The 24,514-nt window shown below is 31.4% G+C and carries 22 protein-coding genes; 15 read left to right on the top strand and 7 right to left on the bottom strand.

Features of this window, described 5'->3' with window-relative positions:
- The first annotated feature begins 128 nt into the window (after positions 1-128).
- Positions 129-743: a DUF4230 domain-containing protein gene (locus LPB136_RS08530; RefSeq protein ID WP_072555916.1), complete on the top strand. Its 615-nt coding sequence runs from the start codon at positions 129-131 to the stop codon at positions 741-743.
- Positions 744-1,000: 257 nt separating this feature from the next.
- Positions 1,001-1,366: an MmcQ/YjbR family DNA-binding protein gene (locus LPB136_RS08525; protein WP_072555915.1), complete on the top strand. Its 366-nt coding sequence runs from the start codon at positions 1,001-1,003 to the stop codon at positions 1,364-1,366.
- On the opposite strand, the gene LPB136_RS08520 is transcribed toward LPB136_RS08525, so the two are convergent.
- Complete coding sequence (locus LPB136_RS08520) at positions 1,363-2,202, bottom strand: AraC family transcriptional regulator (protein WP_072555914.1); 840 nt, start codon at positions 2,200-2,202, stop codon at positions 1,363-1,365. The genes LPB136_RS08525 and LPB136_RS08520 overlap by 4 nt on opposite strands.
- 140 nt (positions 2,203-2,342) lie before the next feature.
- Entirely contained in the window at positions 2,343-3,311 is a 969-nt protein-coding gene (locus tag LPB136_RS08515) for a dihydrodipicolinate synthase family protein (RefSeq protein ID WP_072555913.1), read from the bottom strand.
- Positions 3,312-3,609: 298 nt separating this feature from the next.
- Between LPB136_RS08515 and LPB136_RS08510 the strand changes: the two genes are divergently transcribed.
- From LPB136_RS08510 to LPB136_RS08480, 7 genes are all read left to right on the top strand, one after another.
- Positions 3,610-5,211: an aldehyde dehydrogenase (NADP(+)) gene (locus LPB136_RS08510; RefSeq protein ID WP_072555912.1), complete on the top strand. Its 1,602-nt coding sequence runs from the start codon at positions 3,610-3,612 to the stop codon at positions 5,209-5,211.
- A gap of 73 nt (positions 5,212-5,284) precedes the next feature.
- A complete protein-coding gene (locus tag LPB136_RS08505; RefSeq protein WP_072555911.1) occupies positions 5,285-6,292 on the top strand; it encodes a 4-hydroxyproline epimerase in 1,008 nt (335 codons plus the stop codon).
- Between the two features lie 40 nt (positions 6,293-6,332).
- Positions 6,333-6,695, top strand: a complete 363-nt coding sequence (locus LPB136_RS08500; protein ID WP_072555910.1) for a four helix bundle protein — start codon at positions 6,333-6,335, stop codon at positions 6,693-6,695.
- A 20-nt stretch (positions 6,696-6,715) separates the two neighbouring features.
- Positions 6,716-7,960, top strand: a complete 1,245-nt coding sequence (locus LPB136_RS08495; protein ID WP_072555909.1) for an NAD(P)/FAD-dependent oxidoreductase — start codon at positions 6,716-6,718, stop codon at positions 7,958-7,960.
- 1 nt (position 7,961) lies between these two features.
- Positions 7,962-9,260 (top strand): aminopeptidase P N-terminal domain-containing protein, encoded by a 1,299-nt coding sequence (locus tag LPB136_RS08490; protein ID WP_072555908.1) that lies wholly within the window; start codon positions 7,962-7,964, stop codon positions 9,258-9,260.
- Position 9,261: 1 nt separating this feature from the next.
- Complete coding sequence (locus tag LPB136_RS08485) at positions 9,262-10,470, top strand: M24 family metallopeptidase (protein ID WP_072555907.1); 1,209 nt, start codon at positions 9,262-9,264, stop codon at positions 10,468-10,470.
- 34 nt (positions 10,471-10,504) lie between these two features.
- Positions 10,505-11,053, top strand: a complete 549-nt coding sequence (locus LPB136_RS08480; protein ID WP_072555906.1) for a 5-formyltetrahydrofolate cyclo-ligase — start codon at positions 10,505-10,507, stop codon at positions 11,051-11,053.
- 1 nt (position 11,054) lies between these two features.
- Here the strand turns inward: LPB136_RS08480 and LPB136_RS08475 are convergent, their stop codons facing one another.
- Genes LPB136_RS08475 through lhpI form a run of 3 tightly spaced genes read right to left on the bottom strand, consistent with a single transcriptional unit; the run spans position 11,055 to position 16,147 of the window.
- Positions 11,055-14,093: an aminotransferase class III-fold pyridoxal phosphate-dependent enzyme gene (locus tag LPB136_RS08475; RefSeq protein WP_072555905.1), complete on the bottom strand. Its 3,039-nt coding sequence runs from the start codon at positions 14,091-14,093 to the stop codon at positions 11,055-11,057.
- Positions 14,094-14,127: 34 nt separating this feature from the next.
- Positions 14,128-15,195 (bottom strand): proline racemase family protein, encoded by a 1,068-nt coding sequence (locus LPB136_RS08470; protein ID WP_072555904.1) that lies wholly within the window; start codon positions 15,193-15,195, stop codon positions 14,128-14,130.
- Positions 15,179-16,147: a bifunctional Delta(1)-pyrroline-2-carboxylate/Delta(1)-piperideine-2-carboxylate reductase gene (gene lhpI, locus LPB136_RS08465; protein ID WP_072555903.1), complete on the bottom strand. Its 969-nt coding sequence runs from the start codon at positions 16,145-16,147 to the stop codon at positions 15,179-15,181. Before lhpI ends, LPB136_RS08470 begins: the two co-directional genes overlap by 17 nt.
- A 136-nt stretch (positions 16,148-16,283) precedes the next feature.
- Here lhpI and LPB136_RS08460 point away from each other — a divergent pair, with 136 nt between their 5' ends.
- The 4 genes from LPB136_RS08460 to LPB136_RS08445 all read left to right on the top strand — a co-directional run bounded on the left by LPB136_RS08460 (position 16,284) and on the right by LPB136_RS08445 (position 19,879).
- On the top strand, positions 16,284-17,600 hold the full coding sequence (locus tag LPB136_RS08460; RefSeq protein ID WP_072555902.1) for a S28 family serine protease: 1,317 nt from the start codon (positions 16,284-16,286) through the stop codon (positions 17,598-17,600).
- A 51-nt stretch (positions 17,601-17,651) separates the two neighbouring features.
- Positions 17,652-19,277: an adenine deaminase gene (ade, locus tag LPB136_RS08455; protein WP_072555901.1), complete on the top strand. Its 1,626-nt coding sequence runs from the start codon at positions 17,652-17,654 to the stop codon at positions 19,275-19,277.
- A gap of 81 nt (positions 19,278-19,358) precedes the next feature.
- Positions 19,359-19,592: a ribbon-helix-helix domain-containing protein gene (locus LPB136_RS08450; RefSeq protein WP_072555900.1), complete on the top strand. Its 234-nt coding sequence runs from the start codon at positions 19,359-19,361 to the stop codon at positions 19,590-19,592.
- A complete protein-coding gene (locus LPB136_RS08445) occupies positions 19,592-19,879 on the top strand; it encodes a type II toxin-antitoxin system RelE/ParE family toxin (protein WP_072555899.1) in 288 nt (95 codons plus the stop codon). The genes LPB136_RS08450 and LPB136_RS08445 overlap by 1 nt, the downstream gene beginning before the upstream one ends.
- 92 nt (positions 19,880-19,971) lie before the next feature.
- Here the strand turns inward: LPB136_RS08445 and lpdA are convergent, their stop codons facing one another.
- Positions 19,972-21,372, bottom strand: a complete 1,401-nt coding sequence (lpdA, locus tag LPB136_RS08440; RefSeq protein ID WP_072555898.1) for a dihydrolipoyl dehydrogenase — start codon at positions 21,370-21,372, stop codon at positions 19,972-19,974.
- A gap of 132 nt (positions 21,373-21,504) precedes the next feature.
- Here lpdA and LPB136_RS08435 point away from each other — a divergent pair, with 132 nt between their 5' ends.
- Together LPB136_RS08435 and LPB136_RS08430 are read left to right on the top strand one after the other, a co-directional pair.
- Positions 21,505-21,978 carry a heme-binding domain-containing protein gene (locus LPB136_RS08435; RefSeq protein WP_072555897.1) on the top strand — a complete coding sequence of 158 codons (474 nt, stop codon included), beginning with the start codon at positions 21,505-21,507 and terminating at the stop codon, positions 21,976-21,978.
- Entirely contained in the window at positions 21,979-23,217 is a 1,239-nt protein-coding gene (locus tag LPB136_RS08430; protein WP_072555896.1) for a glycosyltransferase family 4 protein, read from the top strand.
- Between the two features lie 51 nt (positions 23,218-23,268).
- On the opposite strand, the gene LPB136_RS08425 is transcribed toward LPB136_RS08430, so the two are convergent.
- Positions 23,269-24,483 (bottom strand): carboxypeptidase-like regulatory domain-containing protein, encoded by a 1,215-nt coding sequence (locus tag LPB136_RS08425; RefSeq protein ID WP_072555895.1) that lies wholly within the window; start codon positions 24,481-24,483, stop codon positions 23,269-23,271.
- Positions 24,484-24,514 lie beyond the last annotated feature (31 nt).

The following is a 24,514-nucleotide window of genomic DNA, read 5'->3' as shown; positions in this document are numbered from 1 at the left end:
ATGATTATTATGTATATCAATGACTTTTCATTGAAGCTGCAAATATATGATTAATTTTTGAAACAAAACCACAGTAAATGGTAGCTTTTTAATGGTTAGTTTAAAGATAATTAGTAATTTCGTTTTCTATGGAATTACTTTTTCTCGGATTAATTGGCGGAGCCATTATTTCTTATTTTATTTTTCTTCGATTTTCGTTTTCTAAAAAACGTAATTTAACTGAAAAACAATCGGTTATATTGTTAGATAAAATAAAAAGAGTGCTAAAACTGATAACTGTTCAAGGTGAATTCTCTGAAATTTATCATCATGAAAACACCAAAGAAAAATGGATGGGAATGTTTACCAGCAAAAAGAAAGCACTTATCTTAATAAATGCAAAAGCACATATTGGTTTCGATTTTAAAAAGATGAAAATGGTTGCCGATAGTAAACGTAAAACAATAACAGTTACAGATTTTCCGCAACCAGAAGTATTATCATTAGAACCAGATTTACGTTATTATGATATGCAAAACGGCATGTTAAATAAGTTTGATGCATCAGATTTAACCGCTTTAAACAAAGAAGCAAAAGAGCATATTTTAGACAAAATACCAGAGAGTAATTTAATGGAAACGGCAAGTAAAGAAGCTCTTGAGGCAATTCATTTAATGGAAAATTTAGTAGAAACTATTGGCTGGTCTTTAGATTATTCTCAATTAGAGTTACCGATGTCTGCACAGAAGAAATTGAAAGAATAGTTTTTTATGATTAGAAAGTATTCTAGAGTTATAATTTATTGTGTGCTGTCTTGGGTATTATATTATTTGATTAATTATAGTGAACCTACGAAGGTATCTATTAATAATCTTTTTTTGATATTAGAAAAGTCTTTACATTTTCGTAGAGTAGATTTTTCAAGTTTTATGTTTTTAGGGCTACTTAAATATTTCCTATTACTATTTGGAATAATATCAATAATCTTTTTAATCATTAAATTCTTCAATAAAAAATAACGATGCACATAGAACAACTAAGAGATTATTGTATTGCTAAAAAAGGAGTGACAGAACATTTTCCTTTTGATGATGTTACATTGGTTTTTAAAGTAATGAATAAAATGTTTTTACTCACAGGTTTAACTTCTTGGGAAAAAGGTGACGCAAAAATGAATGTAAAATGCGATCCTGATTGGGCAGTAGAACTTCGTGGTGAATATGAAAGTGTACATCCAGGTTATCACATGAATAAAAAACACTGGAATACTGTTCATTTAAATGCTGATGTTTCAGATACTTTTGCTTTTGAATTGATAGATCATTCTTATGATTTAATAGTTAGAAGTTTGACTAAGAAGTTAAAGGAAGAGTTCAATAATCTTTAGTTTTTTCGATATTTTGAAGGCGTAATTTTCTTAACTTCTTTAAACTTTCTATTAAAATTAGATAAGTTTTTAAACCCACATTGATACGCAATTTCACTTACAGATAAGCCTTTATTTCCTACCAATAATTTACAAGCATTTTCAACTCTTAGTTCGTTTAAAAAAGAAAAATACGTTTTGTTAGTACGTTGTTTAAAATACCTACAAAAAGCATTCGGAGTCATATTTGCTTTGTTAGCAATCTCATCCAAACCAATATTTTTATAGTAATGATGTATGGTGTAATCCATAACATTTCGCATTCGTTTTCCTTCGTTATCCGTATATTTTTTAGGATAGACAAACTCAGCCAAAGCTTGCGTTTTAGATTTTTTTATCAACTTAATAATTTCAAAAAAACCAATAAAACGTTCTAAATTAGAAGCTGTTTGTAAACTTAAAAACTGTTTTTGTACTTTTTGTTGATTGGATAATAACTTAAAACCAGTGCGAGATTTTTTAAAGAAGGGTTTTAATTCTTTAAAGTCATCCAAAGCAAAAAAGTTTTTTCCAAAAGAGTTTTTTGTGAAAAATAAAGAAATCATAAAAGATGCGTCTATAGTAGAAGTGTCGCTTTTAAATACATGAGGTAAATTACTACCAATAACCAAAACATCTCCAGATTTATAATCGTTAATAGTGTCTCCAATAATTAAAGTTCCTTCACCTTTAACGATATAACACAATTGTATCTCTTCATGTTGATGCAATTTATCATAAAAAAGTTCTTCTTTATCTTCTTGATAAATCAGTCCTAAGTTTTTTGTTTTTGGTATTTCAAATGGTAAAACTTTCATTAAGTTTTTGTTTTTAATAGACAGTTTTAAATTTATATCCGAATAAAAAGAAGAAAATCACTCTATAGAAATTTACAAAGTATTTGTTGCAAAAGCCACACAAATGGAGTTTTCCTTTTTTGAATAATAAAAAAGTCGTTCTATATTAGATCTAGAGCTTCAAGTCTTTCTTTTGCTAGAATATATCTTGCTTTGACATCATCAATTTGTTGTTGCGTTAATTTATTACCAAAGGTACGAAGCCCTCCGTCAGTATCATTATGATGAATTGCAAAAGCATATTTAAGATATTCCATAAGTAGCGGCTGCGCATCTAGGTATGAAATAGAATTCATAGCTCGAGATATTTGATTGGCTTTCGCCCATTCACCGTTTACCACATACTCTTGCATAGTAACACTAGCTTTTGGAAAGATACAACCTACACCTGTAATTCCACCACATGCTCCAGCAAGTCCTGCATGTACAGTTACAGTATCAACCCCTGCCAAAACTTTTAAATCGTTGTTCTCTAGCATCAATGTTTCAATAATGGAAACATCTATAGTCGATATTTTAAGAGCAGTTACATTAGGCAGCACAGAAATTCTTCTAAGAAGATTTGTTGAAAGTGCATGATATCCTGCTGCGTCGGGATTATTATAAGGCATAATAGTTACACCTGCACCTCTTGCAGTTATTTCAGCAAGCTCATAATACGCAAACATCTCTTCATCAGATGGAACTGTTGTGGTTTTTGGCGGCATAACCATAACAGAATCCACCCCAATAGTTGCAAGGTCTTCTACGATTTTAGCAAGCTCTTCTTTAGTTTCTGCTGCAGCTCCGCTAATTAACGGTACACTGTATTCTTTAGCAACTTCAGAAAGGGCTTTAAGTAGAGCAAGCCGTTGTTCGGAAGTTAGGTAACTATTCTCACCCAAAGTGCCAGAACCGACAAGTCCTCCCATTCTGCTTCCACCTTTTCCCTGAACTTTTAAAATATTTGCAGCGTGTTTTTTTGTTGCATCAAAGTCAATTTCAAGGATACCAGGTTTTACTTCTTTTAGCCATGTAAACACAGCTGGCATAACTGTATGTCTCCAATCTGTTCTATTTGTTTTTTTCATATTTTTTTCATGTCTAAAATTATGTCAATAAATTCCTTACAAAGCTATATAAAATAGCCAAAGAAAACAATGTATTATGTATGATATTTGCGTATAAAGTTAATAAATACGTTTAAATAGGTAAAATAATACCATAACAAGATAGAAAACAAACAAAACATACATTAAATCAATATTATTTTTGTAATCAAAATATTTATTATTAGCTTATTACTATAATAGGCTACATAAATTAAAATCTTTATAAAGATGAAGTACTTTAGGTATTTCATTTAACATTTTTAAAATTAAATAGATTATGAATACAGCTGGAACACACGTTACAGGAAAAAATTACATAGGCAATCAATTATCTGCCAAAGGAAAAAAAACGTACACAACTTTTAATCCGCAAACAAACACAGAGAATACGAATGTTTTTACTGAAGCTACTCAAGATGAAATCAATCAAGCAACAGATTTAGCAGCAGATGCATTTCAAGTGTACTCTAAAAAATCTGGAAAAGAAAAAGCAGGTTTTTTAAGAGCAATAGCTGAAGAAATTGAAAACCTAGGAGACGAGTTACTTACTGTATATGCTTCAGAATCTGGCTTACCAGCTGGAAGAGCAATAGGAGAAAGAGGAAGAACGCTTGGGCAATTAAGAGCTTTTGCAAATCATGTAGAAGAAGGTTCTTGGCTAGAAGCAACAATTGATACAGCACAACCAGAAAGACAACCAATGCCAAAAGGAGATTTACGTAAAATGAATATTGGTTTAGGACCAATAGTTGTTTTTGGAGCATCCAATTTTCCGTTAGCATTTTCAACAGCTGGAGGAGACACAGCAGCAGCTTTAGCAGCTGGATGTCCTGTACTTGTAAAATCGCATCCAATGCATGCAGGAACAGGAGAAATGGTAGCTTCTGCAATAATTAAAGCAGCAGAAAAAACAGGAATGCCAAATGGTGTATTCTCTAATTTAAATTCTAGCGGAATTGAAGTAGGACAAGCATTAGTGAAAAATCCAAATGTAAAAGGAGTAGGATTTACAGGAAGTATTCGTGGAGGTAGAGCTTTATATGATTTGGCAGCTACAAGACCAGAACCAATACCAGTTTTTGCAGAAATGGGAAGTATAAATCCAGTAGTGTTTTTACCAGAAGCTTTAAATAAAGAAGCAGATGCTTGGGCAAAAACATATGCAGGTTCTATTACTTTAGGAGCTGGACAATTTTGTACAAATCCAGGATTGTTATTAGGAATTAAAGGAGAAGGATTAAATACATTTGCACAAACATTAGCAGAAGAAATTGTAAAAATTGAACCTTCATGCATGCTGCATCCAAATATCGTTGGTGCTTACAAGAGTAATAAAGAAAAAGCGCTTGCACAAAAAGGTGTAGAAGTTTTAGCAAATTATGATGGAACACCAAAGGCTAACTATGGTCGCCAAATAGTATCTAAAGTTTCCGGTAAAACATTTTTAGAAAATCCAACATTACATCACGAAGTATTTGGCCCATTTTCTTTATTAGTAGAAAGTGATAATGAAGCGCAAATAGAACAAATTTTAAATAAATTAGAAGGACAATTAACAGGAACAATTGTAGCAACAGATAAAGAAATTGCTGCAAACCCAAATATTGTTTCTGCATTGCAAAATAGAGTTGGACGTATTATTTTTAATGGCGTTCCAACAGGAGTTGAGGTTTGTCCTTCCATGTTACATGGTGGGCCATATCCAGCTTCAACAGATTCTCGCTTTACAGCAGTTGGTGTAGATTCTATAAAACGATGGGTAAGACCATTTAGTTTTCAATCTTGGCCAAATAATTTATTACCAAACGAACTTAAAAATGAAAACCCATTAAACATTTTAAGACATGTAGATGGTGTAAAAACAACTGATAAAATATAAATTTAATATCCTATAAGGTTTTCAAAACCTGTAGGTGTTTTTAATTAGATTTTCGTTTTAACGGAAAAGAAATATGAAAAAAACCTTTGTTTGTATTGATGCACACACTTGCGGAAATCCTGTGCGAGTTATAAAAAGTGGTGGACCAAATTTAATTGGAAATACCATGAGTGAGAAACGTCAACATTTTTTAAAAGAATACGATTGGATTCGTAAAGGACTAATGTTTGAACCTCGAGGACATGATATGATGAGCGGAAGTATTCTGTTTCCTCCACATAATCCGGAAAATGATTTTGCTATTCTGTTTATAGAAACTTCTGGTTGTTTACCAATGTGTGGACATGGAACCATTGGAACAATTACCATAGCAATTGAAGAGGGTTTGATAACACCAAAAATTCCTGGAAAAATTAAAATGGAAGCTCCAGCTGGTTTGGTAGAAATTGCATATCAGCAAACTGGAGAAAAAGTAGATTGGGTAAAATTAACGAATGTAAAAAGTTATCTAGCGGCTCAAAATTTAACGATAGAATGTCCAGAATTAGGAGAAATTACTTTTGATGTTGCCTATGGCGGAAATTATTATGCCATTGTAGATCCACAGAAAAACTTTTCTGGAGTTCATGATTTTACAGCTTCCAAAATTATTCAATATTCGCAAATTGTTCGCGACAGAATAAATGAAAAATATCCAAATCTATTTGTGCATCCAGAAAACGAAACCATTAGAGATGTTACGCACATGTTATGGACTGGAAATCCAATAGATCCAACTTCCTCAGGAAGAAATGCTGTTTTTTATGGAGATAAAGCAATAGATAGAAGTCCTTGCGGAACAGGAACTTCGGCACGTTTAGCACAATTGTATGCTAAAGGAAAACTGCAAGTTGGTGAGCCTTTTATTCACGAAAGTTTTATAGGAAGCAAGTTTATTGGTCGTGTAGAAAAAGAAACCCTTTTAGATGGAAAAAAAGCCATAATACCAAGTATTCAAGGTTGGGCAAAAATTTTTGGGCACAATACCATTACAATAGATGATGTAGATGATCCTTATGCGTTTGGTTTTCAGGTGATTTGATTTTTAATGAAGCAATGAGATAATGAATAAATAATATATTATGAGTAAAACAGAATTTGTAGAATTATTAAAAAAAAGGACAAAACAGCTAGCTTTAGATGTTATTCTGTTATATGATAATATTAAAAAAACAGATTCTACAAGAGTTATTGGGCGACAATTAATCCGTTCAGTGACATCTGTTGCTGCAAATTACAGAGCCGCATGTATAGCTCGTTCTCAAAGAGAGTTTTTTTCAAAAATGTCAATAGTAGTTGAAGAAGCTGATGAAACATTGTTTTGGTTAGAAATGTTAAAAGATGCTGGTTTTGTTTCAAATGAAAAAATAGAACCTTTAATGGATGAAGCATTACAAATTCTTAAAATAGTATCAAAAGCTAGAAAAAGTGCTGGTAACAATTAATTCATTTAATCATTAATTCAATGAAACATTGTATAGTTATTGGAGGCGGAATTATAGGTTTATGTTCTGCATATTATCTGCAAAAAGAAGGACATCAAGTAACAGTTATAGATAAATCTAATTTTTCAAGTGGTGCATCTTATGTAAATGCTGGTTATATAACACCAAGTCATTTTATTCCGTTGGCAGCTCCAGGAATGATAAATAAAGGAATTAAATGGATGTTTAATTCGTCAAGTCCTTTTTATATAAAGCCTCGTTTAAATTCCGATTTTTTAAAATGGACTTGGGCTTTTAAAAAGTCTGCTACAGCTTCTAAAGTAGAAAAAGCAATTCCTGTAATTAAAGATATAAATATTTTAAGTCGTGATTTATACGAAGATATAAAAGCATCCAAAGATTTTAATTTTCATTATGAACGCAAAGGCTTACTCATGTGTTACAAATCTGATAAAGTTGGAGAAGAAGAATGGGAAATTGGTAAGCGAGGAATTACAGAAGGTTTAGGAGTAAAAAACTTAACCAAAAAAGAAGTAGCTATTTTAGAGCCTAATGCAAACCTAAATATTAAAGGAGCAATTTATTATGATAGTGATGCTCACATGACTCCATCAGATTTTATGTCTGAAATGTTAAATTATTTAAAAGTAAGAGGTGTTATTTTTTATGCTAATGAAGAGGTTAAAGATTTGGAGATTTTAAACGGAAGCATTTCCAAAATCATAACAAATAATCAAGAACTAGAAGCAGATGAAGTTGTTTTAGCTGCAGGAAGTTGGAGCCCTTTACTTACTAAGAAACTAGGATTACAAATTCCAATTCAAGCAGGAAAAGGATACAGAATTAATATAAACAGAGAAACAGGAATTTCTATTCCTGCAATTTTATGCGAAGCCAAAGTAGCTGTTACACCAATGCAAGGTTTTACACGTTTTGCTGGTACTATGGAAATTGCCGAAATTAATCATAAAATCAATCTAACTAGAGTAGAGGCTATTGCTAATGCAGCAAAAAGTTTTTATAATAATTTAGATATTTTGGAAGTAGAGAAGGCTTTAGCAGACTGTGGTTTGCGTCCTTGTTCACCTGATGGTTTACCATATATTGGAAAATCTTCCAAGTGTAATAATTTAACAATTGCAACAGGACATGCAATGATGGGTTGGAGTTTAGGACCTGCAACTGGGAAGTTAGTTTCCGAAATTATCTCAGATAAAAAAACTTCGCTAAATTTACATGCATTTCATCCAGATAGAAGATTTTAATATGAGATATCAACCAATTCCGAATACCTTATTCCAAAAAAATAGAAATAATTTCAGTTCTAAAATGGAACCAAATACCATTGCTATTTTAACATCCAATGATGTCAAACATAATAATGCAGATGATGTTATGGGTTTTACACAAAACAATGATTTGTTTTACCTCTCAGGAATAGACCAAGAAGAAACCATTCTTGTTTTATATCCTGATGCACATAAAAAGGAGAATAAGTCTATTCTATTTGTCAAAGAAACTAGTGAACAAATAAAAATTTGGGATGGAGAAAAACTAACCAAAGAGCAAGCAACTCAGGTTTCTGGAATTTCTAGAGTAGAATGGATTCATGATTTTGAAATGCTTTTGCAATACATGGCATTTGAAGCAGACGGATTTTATCTTGGACATAATGAATATTTAAAACGTGCAACTAAAGACCAAGAAACACAACAAGATAGAATGATACAATGGTGTAAAAAAAAATATCCTTTACATAATTATCATCGAGCAGCAAAAATAACTAGAGATTTGCGTCCAATAAAATCGGAAGTAGAAATTGCGCAAATGCAAAAAGCTGCAGATATTAGTGTTGTTAGTTTTAAACGTGTTTTAAAAACCTGTAAACCAAATATAAATGAATATGAGTTAGAAGCAGAATTAGCTTATAATTTAATAAAATCTGGAGCAACAAGACATGCTTTTAAACCTATTGTAGCTTCTGGTAAAAACGCTTGTGCATTGCATTATAATACCAATGATGCTGTTTGTAAAGATGGCGAAATGATACTCATGGATTTTGGTGTTTGTTATGCCAATTATAATAGCGATACTACACGTTGTTTTCCTGTAAATGGAAAATTTAGCAAAAGGCAAAAAGAAGTATATAGCGCTGTTTTACATTGTTTAAAAGAAGGAAGTAAGCTGTTGAAACCTGGAGTACTTCCAGCAGATTACGAGTTAGAAATGGCAAATTTAGTTGAAACAGAATTGATAAAACTTGGTTTGTTAGATGCAGATGCCGTTGCTAACCAAGATCCTGAAAAACCATTGTATAAAAAATATTTTATGCATGGTACAGCACATCATATTGGATTAGATGTGCATGATGTTGGATTGTATTCTCGTCCATTAGAAATAGGAATGGTACTTACTTGCGAACCCGGAATTTATATTCCAGAAGAAGAAATTGGTTGCAGGTTAGAAAACGACTATGTAATTACAGAAAACGGAAATAGCAATTTAACAGAAGCAATGCCAATAGAAATAGAAGACATTGAGGCTTTAATGAATAATAAAAAATAGTATGATAGGAATAGGAGGATCCACCATAAAAGCAGAATTAGCAGCAATTAAGCCAACTGCACATTTAGTAAAACCAATTCAAAAAGAAGAGTTTCAACAAAGAATAGACAAAGCTTGTAAGTTAATGCAAGAGCAAAACGTTCCTGCTTTGTATCTTCATTCTGGTACCAATTTATTCTATTTTACAGGGATGAAATGGAATGCAAGTGAACGTATGGTTGGTGCGTTATTGTTTCCTAATGGGAAACTAATTTATATTACTCCAGAATTTGAAATAGGAACTATTTTCGATTTTATGCTAATAGAAGGAACTGTTCATGGTTGGGAAGAACATGAATCTCCATACCAATTATTCGCAACACTTTTAAAAGAAAATGACGTGGCATCTGGAGCTATTTCTATGGATGAAGCAACACCTTTTTTTGTGTTTGATGGTATAAGAAACTGTCAGGATTCATATACATTAGTAAGCGCAAAAGCCATTACTGCAGGTTGTAGAATGATTAAATCGGAAGCAGAAATTGCTATTATGCAACATGCAATGAACATCACATTAGAAGTCCATAAAGCAGTAGCAAGAATTTTACGTGTAGGAATTTCAGCAAAAGAAGTAACCGATTTTATTAACGATGCGCATATAAAACATGGAGCAGCTTCAGGATCATATTTTTGTATTGTATTATTTGGTGTAGATTCTTCTTTTCCGCATGGCGTAAAAACACCAAAAAATCTAGAAGAAAACGACATGGTTTTAATAGATACCGGTTGTATGTTACAGGATTATATTTCTGATATAACAAGAACTTATGTTTTTGGAAAACCAAATGAAGAGCAAACTCGTATTTGGAATATTGAAAAAGAAACACAACAAGCAGCATTTGATGCAGCACAATTAGGAAATACTTGTGCAGATGTAGATAATGCTTCAAGAGTTGTTTTAGAATCTCATGGTTTAGGACCAGATTATAAATTACCAGGATTACCACATAGAACAGGACATGGAATTGGTTTAGGAATTCATGAATGGCCATATATTGTTAGAAATGATAAAACCATTTTAACCGAAGGAATGACCTTTAGTAATGAACCCATGATTTGTGTTCCAGATAAATTTGGTATCCGTTTAGAAGATCATATTTATATGACAAAAGATGGCCCAAAATGGTTTACTAAGCCTATGTTTAGTATTGAGAATCCGTTTGGTGTTTAATAATATTAAAAGTTTTCTTAATATCTTTGATAGCATGAAAAAAAGCGAACTTAGAAAATTATATAAAGAGAAACGAAACAATTTGTCTGAGGTTGAAATTACTCAATTTCAAGAAAACATGTATCAACAAATCTATGATTTAGACATTTCTAATGTTAAAAATGTGCATTTATTTCTTTCCATGAGAAAGTTTAAAGAGATTGACACAAAACCTCTAATAGGTTATTTTAGAAGTAAAAACAAAAGAATTGTAGTAAGTAGATGTAATTTTGAATCTACTACTTTATCTCATTTTTATTTTGATGAAGATACTAAAATAACCCTTAATAAATTCGGAGTTCCAGAACCAATTAATGCAGAAGAGATTTTAGAAACGGAGTTGGATTTAATATTTGTTCCGATGTTAATTTCCGATGAAAATAACTACAGAGTTGGTTATGGAAAAGGATATTACGATCGGTTTTTATCGAATTGCAGAAAAGATGCAATGATTATTGGTTTAAATTTCTTCAAACCAATCTCAAAAATTGAAGGTTTGCATGAATTTGATGTTGCTTTAGATAACGTTATCTATCCGAGGTAATTTAATTCACGGTCATAAAATCTTCTTTTAAAATTTTCTTTAAGTAAAGTAATAATTCATTTGCATTTTCTATGGTAAAAACAATTGGAGGTTTAATTTTTAAAACATTATAATCCAAACCATCTGTACTCATTAAAATACCATGATCTTTCATTCGGTTTGCTAAATAATCTGTTTGCGCTGCTAACGGATTTAAGTTGACATCTACCAATTCAATCCCTAGAAACAATCCTTGTCCGCGTACATTACCAATTATTGGAAATTCTTTAGAAAGTTTATGTAATTCAGCTTTTAAAAACTCGCCAACTTCTAACGCATTTTCTTGTAGTTTCTCTGTTTTTACAGTTTTTATAACTTCGGTGGCAATGGCACAAGAAACAGGATTTCCACCAAAAGTGTTAAAATATTCCATTCCGTTTGCAAAAGCTTCTGCCACTTTTTGAGTGCAAGCAACAGCCGCAATTGGGTGTCCGTTTCCTAAAGGTTTTCCAATAGTTACAATATCTGGCACAACATTATGCAATTGAAAACCCCAAAAAGTTTTGCCCATTCTACCTACACCTGTTTGCACTTCATCTGAAATACAAATGCCGCCAGCTTGTCTAACTAATTCGTAAGACTTGGCTAAAAAACCTTCGGGTAGTTCTATTTGTCCGCCACAAGAAATAATAGGTTCAACAATAAATCCACCAACATTTCTTCCTTTTTTCTGAATGTTATCTATACATTTTTGAACTTCTGCTACATATTTACAAGCAACATTTTCTCCTCTATATTTTCCTCTAAACGCATCTGGTAATGGAAATATGTGTGTGTGTTCTGGTGCTCCGTTTCCACCTTTTCCATCAAATTTGTAAGAGGAAATATCTACACACATATTCGAGTTTCCGTGATAGCCAACTTCACTGGCAATCATATCTTTTTCTCCCGTAACTGCTTTTACCATTCTTATGGCTAGTTCATTTGCCTCGCTTCCAGAATTTACGAAGTGTAAAACATTTAATTCTTTGGGCAAAGTTTCAATCAGCTCTTTTGCTAATTCATTCATATTTTCATGTAAATACCTAGAATTGGTATTTATCAAAGCCATTTGTTTTTGACCCGCTTTTACAACCTTATAATGTTCATGACCCACATGTGCTACATTATTTACAGTATCTAAATATTTTTTTCCGAATTGATCCATTAAATATTGACCCGCTCCACGAACCATTTTAATAGGAGTTTTGTATTGCAGACTTAAACTTTTTCCTAAATGCTGTTTTCTGTAGTTGATAATAGACTCATTAGAAAGTGTTGTTTTTCCTATCAATGCATCCGATTTAAACAATAAGTTAGGGTCTGGGCAAACACTTTTCCAAACATCAATTTGTTTTAAATAAGCAACACCAGGAAAGTCAATTTTATAATCAAATAAGGAAAGCATAATTTGAAAATGTAGATGTGGCGCCCAATTACCGTTTTCAGGATAATTTGCCAATTCAGCAATTTTATCACCCTTTAAAATTAGATCTCCAATTTTATTTTTTGTTGCACTTTCTGCAGTATTATGGCCGTATAAAGTGTAGAATTCAAAATCTTCTAAGATATGTTTTAATACTACCAATCCACCATATTCTTTTTCTCCAGCATCGTTAAAAGCAATTACAACTTCGCCATCAAAAAGCGCATGAACTGGTGTATAAGCTGGCAGCCAAAAATCGACTCCTAAATGAATAGTTCTGCTTTCTCGTCCAGAGTTTCCAACGGTATCATACGCCTTAGAAGTGTATAAAGCTCTTGGTTCTAAATAACCGCCGGCAAAAATTTTAGTTGGATTTTTTTTCTGTAATTGATCTATTTTAAACTGAAATAAATCTAGATTATTAAAATCATTTTGATGACCAATCCATTTACTAGAAACACTTAAATCTAAATGATAGGCTTCGTTTCTTTGTATGGTTGGAAACAAGTCGGATAATAGAAAAGTATTATTAACAGTCCATTTTTTGAACTTTTCTTCATTAGGATGCGCAATAAATCCGCACACAGCTCTAAAGCTATATTCAGCAAATTGTGGATGAATGGCTCTCCATTTTTTTAAAACGTCCCAAGCACGCTGCTCACTAATTAATAAATACTCGTTATTTGGTTCTTCAATTTTATTGATGGCAGATTTTGTAACAGAAATAACCAAGCGCATTGCAATGGCATTGTACAAATGAGCTAACTCATTTTCTTGTAACGGAAAAGTACTATGATACCCTTTTATGATTGGCAAACAAGCCTCTAAAACATCATTATGATTCATAATTGCATACGCACAAGCAATTGCTAAATCGTTAATTATTTGTGTGTAAATAGCGTCTCCATAATCTATAGCAGCTTTTACGGTTGGGTTTATAAGTTCTTTAGATACAATAACATTATTGTCATTAGCATCATTATGTACAACCGATTTTCTTAAAGCATCATAGGATGTTTTTTTTGCTTCAAATTCATTTTGGAAATAGGTGATAATTTCTTTTTTTTTATCAGAAAATAAATGAATATGCTCTTTTGTCCAAAGAGATTGTGCAACATCCCAAACAAATGCTCTTGATGCTTTTTTGTGGTTAAAACCTTTTAAAGAAGCAGTTAATAAACCACATTGTTTACCTAAACTAGAACGTAAACTGTTTAACTGCGGATTTACAGAGCTCCAGACTCTGCCAGAAACCCATGTTAATAAACGTACTTTTCGGGTGTTTCCAAAATCGTCTTTAATAGTTGCAATTACTTTTCCTTCTTTATCATTTACTACTTTTGGAGCAATTAAATCTTCTCCATTTTCTGCAACATATTGTAATAGTTTTTGTTGAAAATCTAAATAGTTTTCATCTTCATTTGGACGCGATATTTTTAGAATATAACCTTCAGAATTATCAACTTTAATTCTAAAATTAAAATCGATTTCTCCTGGTAAAATAGCCGCTTTCCCTTTTATTTGAAATACTTCAGAAAGAATTTCTTCTGCTTTTTGGGTTGTGATTTTAACTTGATTGTAATCTGTTTTCAACATATAAAATACTATTGTTGGGTCTTTGTTGTATTTATTATCTCAGTATAAAACCGTTTTTCATTGGGTCGTTTGGATCAACTACAAAAGTGTGCATTCCTGTAATATGTGCAGTTCCTTCAACTTGTGGAATTACAGCGGTAAACGGACCATAATCTTCTTCTGAAATTATAGAACCTTTAAAAACAGAATTGGTGATACTTTCAATAGTTATGGTTTCTCCATAATCTATTTCATTTCTAGCTTTATGTATTGCCATTCTGCCTGATACTCCAGAACCTGTTGGGCAACGATCTACTTCTCCCTCAGCAAAAATGCAAACGTTTTTGCTATCATTTCCAGTGGGCTGTTTGTTGTTGTCTATAAAAATAGTTCCGTATAAAAAACTTAAATCATCTTCAAAAGGATGTAAAATTTCTTTATCTGCTTTTAGTACGGCATTTTTAATTTTCATTCCGTTTGTAATTAATGCCCTATAAGAGTTTGTACTTAAATCGAAATTAAAATTATTTTTTGCCATATCTACATACGCATAAAAAGCACCTCCATAAGCTAAATCATAAGTAATTTTACCTAAACCTTCAATTTCTAAAGTTCTATCTAACCCGACAACAAAACTAGGCACACAATGAAATCGGACTCCTTTTACTTCTCCGTTTTCTACATTTGCAAAAGAAGTAATTCTTCCGCATGGTGCATCAATTTTAAGAATATTTTCTCCTTCAGTTACAGTTATCCAGTTCATTTTAATAGCTAAAGTAGTTATAGCAATAATTGCATGCCCACACATTGTAGAGTAGCCTTCATTGTGTAAAAAGATAATTCCGAAGTCTCCATCATTATCATTTGGTGGCAATAAAATACAACCATACATATCTGCATGTCCGCGAGGTTCAAACATTAATGCAGTTCTTAAATGATCGAAATTTTCTTTACAATAACGTCTATATTCTAAAACTGAACTTCCTTTTAATTCAGGAAAACCATCAACAATAACACGCAGCGGTTCTCCTCCTGTGTGCATATCGATCGTTTTAATTTTTAACCAATCTTTATTTGGTGTAAAATTGGTTTTTGAAAGTATATTTTTATAGGTTGTACTCATTTATAAATTTATTATAATAGTAATTGACCGCTGCTAAATCTTCTAAGGCATGCCCCACAGATTTAAATACCGTTATTTCTTTTTGGTTATTTCTACCCGATTTTTGATTAGAACATAGTTGAAATAAATCTGCTTTTATGTCTTCTTTTTTTAGAGTTTCGTTTTGTAATGGAATAACAATATCTCCACTTTCTTTTAATCCACCTTGAAAAGTATCAAGATAAATCGAAGCTTTAGAAATAGTTTCATCATCTGCTTCTCTCATGTCTTTTTTATAAGCACCAACCAAATCTATATGCTGTCCTTTTTGTAAATATTTTCCTAAAATAAGGGGTGTTTTGGATAAAGTTGCACAAGAAACAATAGCTACTTCAGCTATTTTTTCTTCAATCGTTCTTATAGGAGTTATCGTAAAGTTTTCATTCTTTAATGCTTCAGAAATTGCGACTGCTTTGTTAAAATTTCTTCCCCAAATAAATACATTCTTAATCGGGCGAACAGCTGCATGCGCTTTAATTAAATTAATAGACAGCGCACCCGTTCCAATCATTAATAAAGTTGACGAGTCTTCCCTAGATAAATAACTTGATGCTAAAGCAGAAGCTGCAGCGGTTCTTATAACCGTTAAACTTTTGGCTTCTAAAATTGCTTTAATAGATCCCTTAACTGCATCAAAATAAATATAAGTACCTTGGATAGAAGGTAAATCAAACTGCCCATTTTCCGGACTCACAGTCACAATTTTTACACCTGCATTTTTACTTGGGTTCCAGGCTGGCATTAAAAGTAAAGTAGAATCTGCATTCACTTCTGGGTTAGGAAAATCGTGATGATGACGCATTGGCACTATAACTTCATTAGAAGAAAAAGATTGTTTTAATTCAGTAATTAATTCTAGAAAATAGGTATTCTCCTCAATAAATTTATTACTTATTTGTTTAATTTTATCCATAAATTAAAAATAAGAAAAATTCAAGGTATAATAACATAATAGCTTGTTTTAGCATAATATTTACCAATACTTGGTTAAAATACTATCAATTAGATTAATTTACTTCCTTTAAATTTAGAAAATTAAATCGATAAAAATGAAGGCACTAAAAACAATATTCATTCTACTATTTATTTCTGTTGCAATTGTTTCCTGTTCAACAAAAAAAAAGCAACAAGATGGTTTAACTTTTAAAGAACAGTTAGCTATCTTATTTCCAAAGGCAAAAATAGATTCTGTGAAAATAACAGATCATTTTACAGGTGCATTTGAATTGACCTTACAACAACCTTTAGATCATAATAATTTAAAATCAGGAACATTTGAACATCATATATATGTTTCTCACTCAGATTATAACAAGCCAACTGTTTTAGTAACTGAAGGATATAATGCAAGACCACAAACGTATGAGTTAAGCACCTTGTTAAAAGCAAATCAAGTACAAGTTGAATATCGTTTTTATGGAAAATCTAGACCAGATTCTATTCAATGGAAATATTTAAAAAATGATGCAGCAGTTGCAGATTATCATGCTATTGTAACCAAATTGAAAGCAATTTATAAAACGAAATGGTTGTCTACGGGAATAAGTAAAGGAGGAGAAACGGTAATGATTTACAAATCTAAATATCCTAATGATATTGATGTTGCTGTGCCGTATGTTGCTCCATTAATTAATACACAACAAGATAAAAGAACAACAGATTTAATTAATTCGTTTGGTAACAAAGAGTGTAGGGGTAAGATTAAAAATTTTCAAAGAGCTATTTTAAAAAACAGAAAAAGTATTATGGCAGAACTTAAAAGTTTTGCTGAAAAAAAGAATGTATCTTTCACTAAAATACCAATTGATGAAGCTTTAGAGCATGCAGTGCTAGAATTTCCTTTTTCTTTTTGGCAATGGGGAAGCAAGTGTGAAGATATTCCAGATGAAAGTGCAAGTCCACAAGATTTGTTTCAATACTTAAAAAAGGTTGCAGGATTCTATCTATTTAGTGATGCTGGAGTTTACAATTATTTGCCATCTTTTTATCAGCATATGACAGAATTAGGGTATTATGGTTATGATTTTACACCCGTTATAGATTTATTGAAATTTGTAAAAACTACCTCTTTAATAAGTTTTGGACCACAAGATGTTGCCTTAACGTATAATCCAAATTACATAAAAGAAGTAAGAAGTTATATTGAAAATAAAGGGAATAATATTTTATTTATTTATGGAGAAAATGATCCTTGGGGTGCTTGTGCACCAAACCCAAAACCAGAAGTAGATGCTTTAAAAATGGTTTTAAAAGGTGGGCATCATGGAACAAGAATTAAGGATTTCTCAAAAGAAAATCAACAAAAAATATATGATAAATTACAAAGTTGGTTGGGTAAGGATGTGAAAATATATCCTTTTGAATAAATTGTAGTAGAGGTGTTTTTCTTTGTAAATTTGTTTTAGAAACAGAACGCAATGATAGTACAAGGAAACATAGTTGACATACAGAACAAAAGAATTTTTAAAGGTGAGGTTGAAGTTGAAAACGGAAAGATTTCAGCAATTAGAGAAGCCAATCATAGTAAAGAAAATTACATTTTACCGGGTTTTGTAGATGCGCATATTCATATTGAAAGTTCAATGTTGGTGCCTTCGGAATTTGCTAAAATTGCAGTAAAACATGGAACAGTTGCAACGGTTTCTGATCCGCATGAAATTGCCAATGTTTTAGGTGTAAAAGGTGTTGAATTTATGATTGAAAATGGAAAAAAAGTTCCGTTAAAATTCAATTTTGGAGCTCCAAGTTGTGTTCCTGCAACTTCTTTTGAAAGTGCTGGCGCAATTATTAATGCAGAAGATATTAAATTAATGATGGAAAATCCAGACATTAAATATCTTGCAGAAATGATGAATTATCCAGGTGTTTTATTTGACGACGCTGAAGTTTTAAAGAAAATTCAACATGCAAAAAACAACAATAAACCAATTGATGGTCATGCGCCAGGTTTAAGAGGAGATGATGTTACCAAATATATTGCTGCAGGAATTTCTACAGATCACGAGTGTTTTTCTTATGATGAAGCATTAGAAAAGTTACAGAAAGGAATGAAAGTAATTATCAGAGAAGGTTCTGCGGCAAAAAACTTTGAAGCTTTAATAGATTTATTACCAGAACATTTTGAAAACATGATGTTTTGTTCAGACGATAAACATCCAGATGATTTGTTGTTGGGTCATATAAATCAGCTTTGTGAAAGAGCAGTTGCTAAAGGAATTGATGTTTTTAAAGTATTACAGGCTGCTTGTGTAAATCCTGTAAAACATTACAATTTAGACGTTGGATTGTTGCAAAAAGGTAACGATGCAGATTTTATTGTTGTTGATAGTTTAGAGAAATTCAACGTTTTAGAAACCTATATAAATGGAGAATTAGTCGCAAAAAACGGAGAATCTTTTGTAAAGCATGTAGATTTTGAAGTGCTGAATAATTTTGATACTGATAAAAAGAACATTTCAGACTTTAGGTTTGAGTCTTCATCAGAAAAAATAAGAGTTATTGAAGCTTTAGATGGTGAGTTGGTTACCAATCAACTTGAAGAAGATTCTTTAATTGTAGATGGAAATTTAGTTTCAAGTATAGATACCGATGTTTTAAAAATGACCGTTGTAAATCGTTATAAAAATGACGAACCGGCTATTGCGTTTATTAAAAACTTCGGATTAAAAGAAGGTGCAATTGCAAGTTCTGTTGGGCACGATTCTCATAATATTATTGCGGTTGGAGTTTCCGACGAAGCCATTTGTAAAGCAGTAAATTTAATTATAGAAAATAGCGGTGGAGTTTGTGCGGTAAACAATTCCGAAGAAAAAATAGTTTCTTTACCTGTTGCAGGAATTATGTCTGATAAACCTGCGGAAGAAATTGGAAGAGCTTATGCTGAGTTAGATAAAATGGCTAAGCAAATGGGAAGTAAATTACGTGCACCTTATATGAGTTTATCTTTTATGGCATTGTTGGTAATTCCTGCTTTAAAACTATCGGATAAAGGTTTGTTTGATGGAACTTCATTTAAATTTACATCGCTTGAAATAGTGAAATAGTTATTCGGTATTTATAAAGCTGAGAAATTAAAATTTGTAAACTAATCATTTTTGGTGTAAATTAGCACCAAAATAAATATTATGGCAAGACAAAGTATTTCATTTACGCAACCAAATGATGAGTGGTTAAAAAGTCAGGTTGACCAAAAAGAGTATACTACTAAAAGTGAGCTTGTAAACGATTTAATTAGACAAGCAAGAAAACAACAAAGACAAATTGATTGGATTAGTGCTAAGTTAGAAAAAGCCGAGAAAAGCGGATTTACAAATTTAAATAAAGAACAGATATTAGCGGAATCTAAGTCGTTAATTTAATGACAAGCTATAAGCTAAGTAATATAGCGAAAGAAGACTTACTTAAGATTCATAAATACGGAGTTGAAAAATTTGGAATGATTCAAGCAGATAAATATTTCGATTCTTTTTTTGAGTATTTTGATATTATAACAGAAAACCCTTTTTCTTTTGAATCTGTAGATTATATAAAAATTGGATATAGACGTTGTGTATGTGGTTCTGAAAGTATTTATTACAAAATAAATGGCAATACGGTAGAAATTATGGCAATTATTGGTAGACAAGATTTAAAAAATATAACGTAATTTTTATTCAAAAAAAACAAAAAAATCCGAAGTAAATTTTACTTCGGATTTTTTTTATAAATGTCATTCCCGAGAAATCGGGAATCTATAATTTAAGAATTCAAAGGTTTTCCATCCCAAGCGGCTTTAGAAGCTTCTTTTACTGCTTCAGAATATGTTGGGTGACCATGACAAATTCTTGCAATGTCTTCTGCAGAAGCTCTAAACTCCATAGCAACTGCCATTTCCATAATTAAATCGGCAACACGTGCGCCAACCATATGAACTCCTAGAATTTCATCTGTATTTTTATCAGCTAATACTTTTACAAATCCGTCAATATCTCCACTTGCTCTAGATCTACCTAAAGCACGCATTGAGAATTTTCCAGCTTTATAAGCAACACCAGCATCTTTTAATTCGTCTTCAGTTTTACCTACAGCAGCAACTTCTGGCCATGTGTAAATAATTCCTGGAATTAAATTATAATCGATATGTGGTTTTTCTCCTGCTAAAAATTCAGCAACAACAACACCTTCTTCTTCAGCTTTGTGTGCTAACATTGCTCCACGAACAACATCTCCAATTGCAAAAATATTACCAACATTTGTTTGTAAATGATCGTTAACTTCAATCATTCCTCTGTCAGAAACTTTAATACCAACTTTTTCTAAACCTAGTCCAGTTGTAAATGGTTTACGACCAACAGCAACTAAACAGTAATCTCCAGTAAAAGTAACTTCTTCACCTTTCTTATTGGTAGCTTTTACAATAACTTCATCACCATTTCTTTCAACAGAAGTAACACCGTGATTTGCGTTAATTTTCATTCCTTGTTTCTTCAGTACTTTGTTAAGTTCTTTAGAAATATCAGCATCCATAGTTGGAGTTATTTTTGGAGCGTACTCAATAACGGTAACTTCTGCGCCTAAACGCTTGTAAACTGAACCTAATTCTAATCCAATAACCCCACCACCAATTACTAATAAATGTTTAGGAACTTCTTTTAATACTAAAGCTTCAGTAGACGTAATAATACGTTCTTTGTCTAAAGTAATAAAAGGTAAAGTAGATGGTTTAGAACCTGTTGCAATAATGGTATTTGTTCCTTCAATTATTTCAGAAGTACCATCGTTTTTAGTTATTTTAACATGTGTTGCATCTTCAAAAGAACCTAATCCTTCAAAAACATCCACATTGTTTTTATCCATTAAATATTTAATTCCGCCAGTTGTAGTTTCTACAACTTTAGCTTTACGATCAATCATTTTTCCGAAGTCAAAAGAAGGATTTTCTACAGAAATTCCATGTTCTTCAAAATGATGTACAGCATCATAATAATGATGTGAAGAATCTAATAATGCTTTTGATGGAATACAACCAACGTTTGTACATGTTCCTCCAAGAGTTGCGTATTTTTCTATAATGGCTACTTTTTTTCCTAATTGAGAAGCTCTAATTGCTGCGATGTATCCTCCAGGACCAGAACCAATTACAATAATATCGTATTTCATGTGTGTTTGTTTTCGTATAATCTAGCCTTTCGGCTGTTTTCTTAATTACAGTTAACAAAAATACGGATATTTTCACAAATTAAAGAGGGAATTTAGTAGTTTTACTTATTCTAACATTTTAAAACCAAGCTTATGAAAATTATTAAAAAAATAGCACTAGTACTACTTATTATTTTATTGATTTCGCAATTTTTTGGGCCAGAAAAAAATGAAGGAGATGTAAATGCTGTTTCAGTTTTTATTGCTGAAACGAATCCACCAGAAAATGTACAGAAAATTTTAAAAGAAAGTTGTTTTGATTGTCATTCAAATACAACTAGTTATCCTTGGTATAATAAAATTACTCCGGTAAATTATTGGTTAGCAAACCATGTTAAAGATGGTAAAAAACATTTAAATTTTTCTGAGTGGAATTCCTATTCTTTAAAACGAAAAGAGCATAAAATGAAAGAGGTTTGGGAGGAAGTAGAAAAGAAAAAAATGCCTTTAGACTCTTATACTTGGACGCATGCTGAAGCAAATTTAACACCAACGCAAATTGAAGCTGTTGTTGTTTGGGGAAAGAAAGTTCAGGCTGATTATCAACAACAATTAAAAGCAAAATAATTGAAGAATAACGTTTTAATAATTGGTTATGTTTGGTTAGAAACAACATCTGCTGCAGGAAGTAGAATGTTGCAGTTAATTGAACTTTTTACAGCACAAGGTTGGAATATTACCTTTGCTTCTCCAGCTCAAAAAACGGAAAACTCAATTGATTTAAGTTCTTTAAATATTGATGAGGTTTCAATTGAATTAAATAATGCTTCTTTTGATGCTTTTATACAAGAATTGAATCCAACTATTGTGTTGTTTGATCGTTTTATGATGGAAGAACAATTTGGTTGGCGTGTTGCAGAAAACTGCCCAAATGCATTACGAATTTTAGATACAGAAGATTTACACTTTCTAAGAAAAACCCGTCATCAACAATTAAAAAAAGGTGAGGAGTTTACCAACGAAGCTTTATTGAAATCTGATGATGCAAAAAGAGAAATTGCAGCTATTTTACGTTGCGATTTATCGTTAATTATTTCAACTTTCGAATATGATTTGTTAAAAACTGTTTTTAAGATTGATGAAAATTTATTGTATCATTTGCCTTTTTTACTGAATAAGATTGATGAAAAAGACATTCAAGTTTGGAATTCTTATGAAGAACGAGAACATTTTGTTTTTATCGGAAATTTCTTTCACAAACCAAATGTTGATGCAGTTTTAACGTTGAAAAATGAAATTTGGAATCAAATAAGAGAAATGCTTCCAGAAGCAGAAATTCACATTTACGGAGCTTATGCAACACAACAGATAAATCAGCTACATAATAAAAAAGAAGGTTTTTTAGTAAAAGGTTTTGCTGAAGATGCTGAGGAAGTTGTAAGAAATGCAAAAGTTGTTTTAGCACCAATCAGATTTGGAGCTGGAATAAAAGGAAAATTGACCGAAGCAATGATTTGCGGAACTCCTTCAATTACAACTTCAATAGGAGCAGAAGGAATGCAAAATAATTTACCATGGAATGGTTTTATAGAAAATAACTTTACTCAATTTTCAGAAAAAGCAACTCAGTTATATTCAGATGAAATTCTTTGGAAAGGATCTCAGCAAAAAGGTATAAAAATCATTAATCAGATTTATGATAAGAAAAAAATTGGTGCGCCTTTTATCAAAATAATTAAAGAACTTCAAGATAATTTAGAATCACATAGAACTCAGAATTTTTTAGGTAGTTTATTGCAGCACAAAACGATGCAAGCCACAAAATATATGAGTAAATGGATAGAAAGTAAGAATAGTAAACAGTAGACAGTTTAGTTAGTAGTATTCAACTAACTTAAAATTGAGACTTACTGAATACTAATCTTCAGGTCTGTAGTCCAATGGTAATGTATTTGCGAATTTCTCATAAGACCAATAACCTTCGTAATAAATATCTAAAGGGTTAAATAAGAGTCCGTTTTTGTCAACTAAACTATTTGCTTTTAAAGCTATCATAGAGGAAGTTTGAGGTAGTCCTTTTCTCCTTTTATTATGAGGCAGTCTTAGTTGATAGCCACTTTCTTCTTTTTCATTATTATAAACAATACTTAAATTATCTTTAAAAGATAATTGAGTAAAGTTGTTTTTATAGGTTATTATTTCATCTTTTGTTAATTTAGATTTGTATAGATAGTCTCTAAACCTTGGAAGCCTTATTTTACTTAGTACAACTCTAGCTGAATCAATTGCATTTTTTGGGTTGATAATATTTTTACGATCAAAGTAAGTTGAACCGGATAAGCGAATCAATTCTCTCGCTTTTTTTACTTCTTGTTCGCTTGGTCTTTGAGGGTTTTTCACTCTTTTAAATTGATTTACAATATAACCTTCTTCAGTAAAAGTGTCGTTTAATACAGATTTTAAAAAATGAGCTACAGAGCCATTATAAGTTAATGTTCTATTGTTCTTCCAGCGCTTTAATTTTCTCGCTCCACCTTTAATTTCTTCATATTTAGAGTACCCTAAATAAGTAACGTAGTTTTTATTGATTTCAAAACTCACTAATTCATAGGAAATTAAATAACCTAAACTTTTGTTTTTTATTTGTAAGGGTTCTTTTGCAAAAGCAGTTAAAATATTGTTTTTACCATCAAATTCAAAATGTAAAACTTTAGGATTTAAAATTGTACAGTTTTTGGATATTTTTGTTGTGCCTATAAACTCTCTTTTAAACCTATTTAAATTATACTTCCAATTTTCATCATATTTTGTTTTTCTTATAACAACTTCATTTAAGAGGTTGTCTTCTTCTTCCAATGAAAATAAAAGAGGGTTTTTGTATTCGCTAGTGTTTAATGAAAAAACTTTCTTTTTATAGCCTAAATAAGAAATAATTAAATCGAATTTTCCTTCTTTTGTTTTGAATGAAAACTCTCCGCTATTATTTGTAATTGTACCAGCTGTAGTATTGTTTAGATAAACAGAAGCGCCTTCTAAAGGGGTGTTTTTAAATACAACTTTACCTTTTAAAGTCTTTTGAGAAAAAGTTAAGTAATTAATAAAAAATAAAATTGCAAAAACCTTTATTTTCATAGATGAAATTTTCTCTAAAAATAAAGGTTTT

It is taken from the genome of Tenacibaculum todarodis, from assembly GCF_001889045.1.
Taxonomy (GTDB): domain Bacteria; phylum Bacteroidota; class Bacteroidia; order Flavobacteriales; family Flavobacteriaceae; genus Polaribacter; species Polaribacter todarodis.
Note: the sequence above shows the minus strand (reverse complement) of the source record. Positions and strands in the feature narration are given on the sequence as shown.

Excerpts from the sequence above, each read along its gene's own strand:
- LPB136_RS08425 (WP_072555895.1), bottom strand. The coding sequence starts at position 24,483 with ATGAAAATAAAGGTTTTTGCAATTTTATTTTTTATTAATTACTTAACT.
- LPB136_RS08445 (WP_072555899.1), top strand. The coding sequence starts at position 19,592 with ATGACAAGCTATAAGCTAAGTAATATAGCGAAAGAAGACTTACTTAAG.
- LPB136_RS08530 (WP_072555916.1), top strand. The coding sequence starts at position 129 with ATGGAATTACTTTTTCTCGGATTAATTGGCGGAGCCATTATTTCTTAT.
- LPB136_RS08490 (WP_072555908.1), top strand. The coding sequence starts at position 7,962 with ATGAGATATCAACCAATTCCGAATACCTTATTCCAAAAAAATAGAAAT.
- LPB136_RS08505 (WP_072555911.1), top strand. The coding sequence starts at position 5,285 with ATGAAAAAAACCTTTGTTTGTATTGATGCACACACTTGCGGAAATCCT.
- LPB136_RS08485 (WP_072555907.1), top strand. The coding sequence starts at position 9,262 with ATGATAGGAATAGGAGGATCCACCATAAAAGCAGAATTAGCAGCAATT.
- LPB136_RS08435 (WP_072555897.1), top strand. The coding sequence starts at position 21,505 with ATGAAAATTATTAAAAAAATAGCACTAGTACTACTTATTATTTTATTG.
- LPB136_RS08470 (WP_072555904.1), bottom strand. The coding sequence starts at position 15,195 with ATGAGTACAACCTATAAAAATATACTTTCAAAAACCAATTTTACACCA.
- LPB136_RS08525 (WP_072555915.1), top strand. The coding sequence starts at position 1,001 with ATGCACATAGAACAACTAAGAGATTATTGTATTGCTAAAAAAGGAGTG.
- LPB136_RS08515 (WP_072555913.1), bottom strand. The coding sequence starts at position 3,311 with ATGAAAAAAACAAATAGAACAGATTGGAGACATACAGTTATGCCAGCT.
- LPB136_RS08450 (WP_072555900.1), top strand. The coding sequence starts at position 19,359 with ATGGCAAGACAAAGTATTTCATTTACGCAACCAAATGATGAGTGGTTA.
- LPB136_RS08460 (WP_072555902.1), top strand. The coding sequence starts at position 16,284 with ATGAAGGCACTAAAAACAATATTCATTCTACTATTTATTTCTGTTGCA.
- ade (WP_072555901.1), top strand. The coding sequence starts at position 17,652 with ATGATAGTACAAGGAAACATAGTTGACATACAGAACAAAAGAATTTTT.
- lpdA (WP_072555898.1), bottom strand. The coding sequence starts at position 21,372 with ATGAAATACGATATTATTGTAATTGGTTCTGGTCCTGGAGGATACATC.
- LPB136_RS08495 (WP_072555909.1), top strand. The coding sequence starts at position 6,716 with ATGAAACATTGTATAGTTATTGGAGGCGGAATTATAGGTTTATGTTCT.
- LPB136_RS08520 (WP_072555914.1), bottom strand. The coding sequence starts at position 2,202 with ATGAAAGTTTTACCATTTGAAATACCAAAAACAAAAAACTTAGGACTG.
- LPB136_RS08480 (WP_072555906.1), top strand. The coding sequence starts at position 10,505 with ATGAAAAAAAGCGAACTTAGAAAATTATATAAAGAGAAACGAAACAAT.
- lhpI (WP_072555903.1), bottom strand. The coding sequence starts at position 16,147 with ATGGATAAAATTAAACAAATAAGTAATAAATTTATTGAGGAGAATACC.
- LPB136_RS08510 (WP_072555912.1), top strand. The coding sequence starts at position 3,610 with ATGAATACAGCTGGAACACACGTTACAGGAAAAAATTACATAGGCAAT.
- LPB136_RS08500 (WP_072555910.1), top strand. The coding sequence starts at position 6,333 with ATGAGTAAAACAGAATTTGTAGAATTATTAAAAAAAAGGACAAAACAG.
- LPB136_RS08475 (WP_072555905.1), bottom strand. The coding sequence starts at position 14,093 with ATGTTGAAAACAGATTACAATCAAGTTAAAATCACAACCCAAAAAGCA.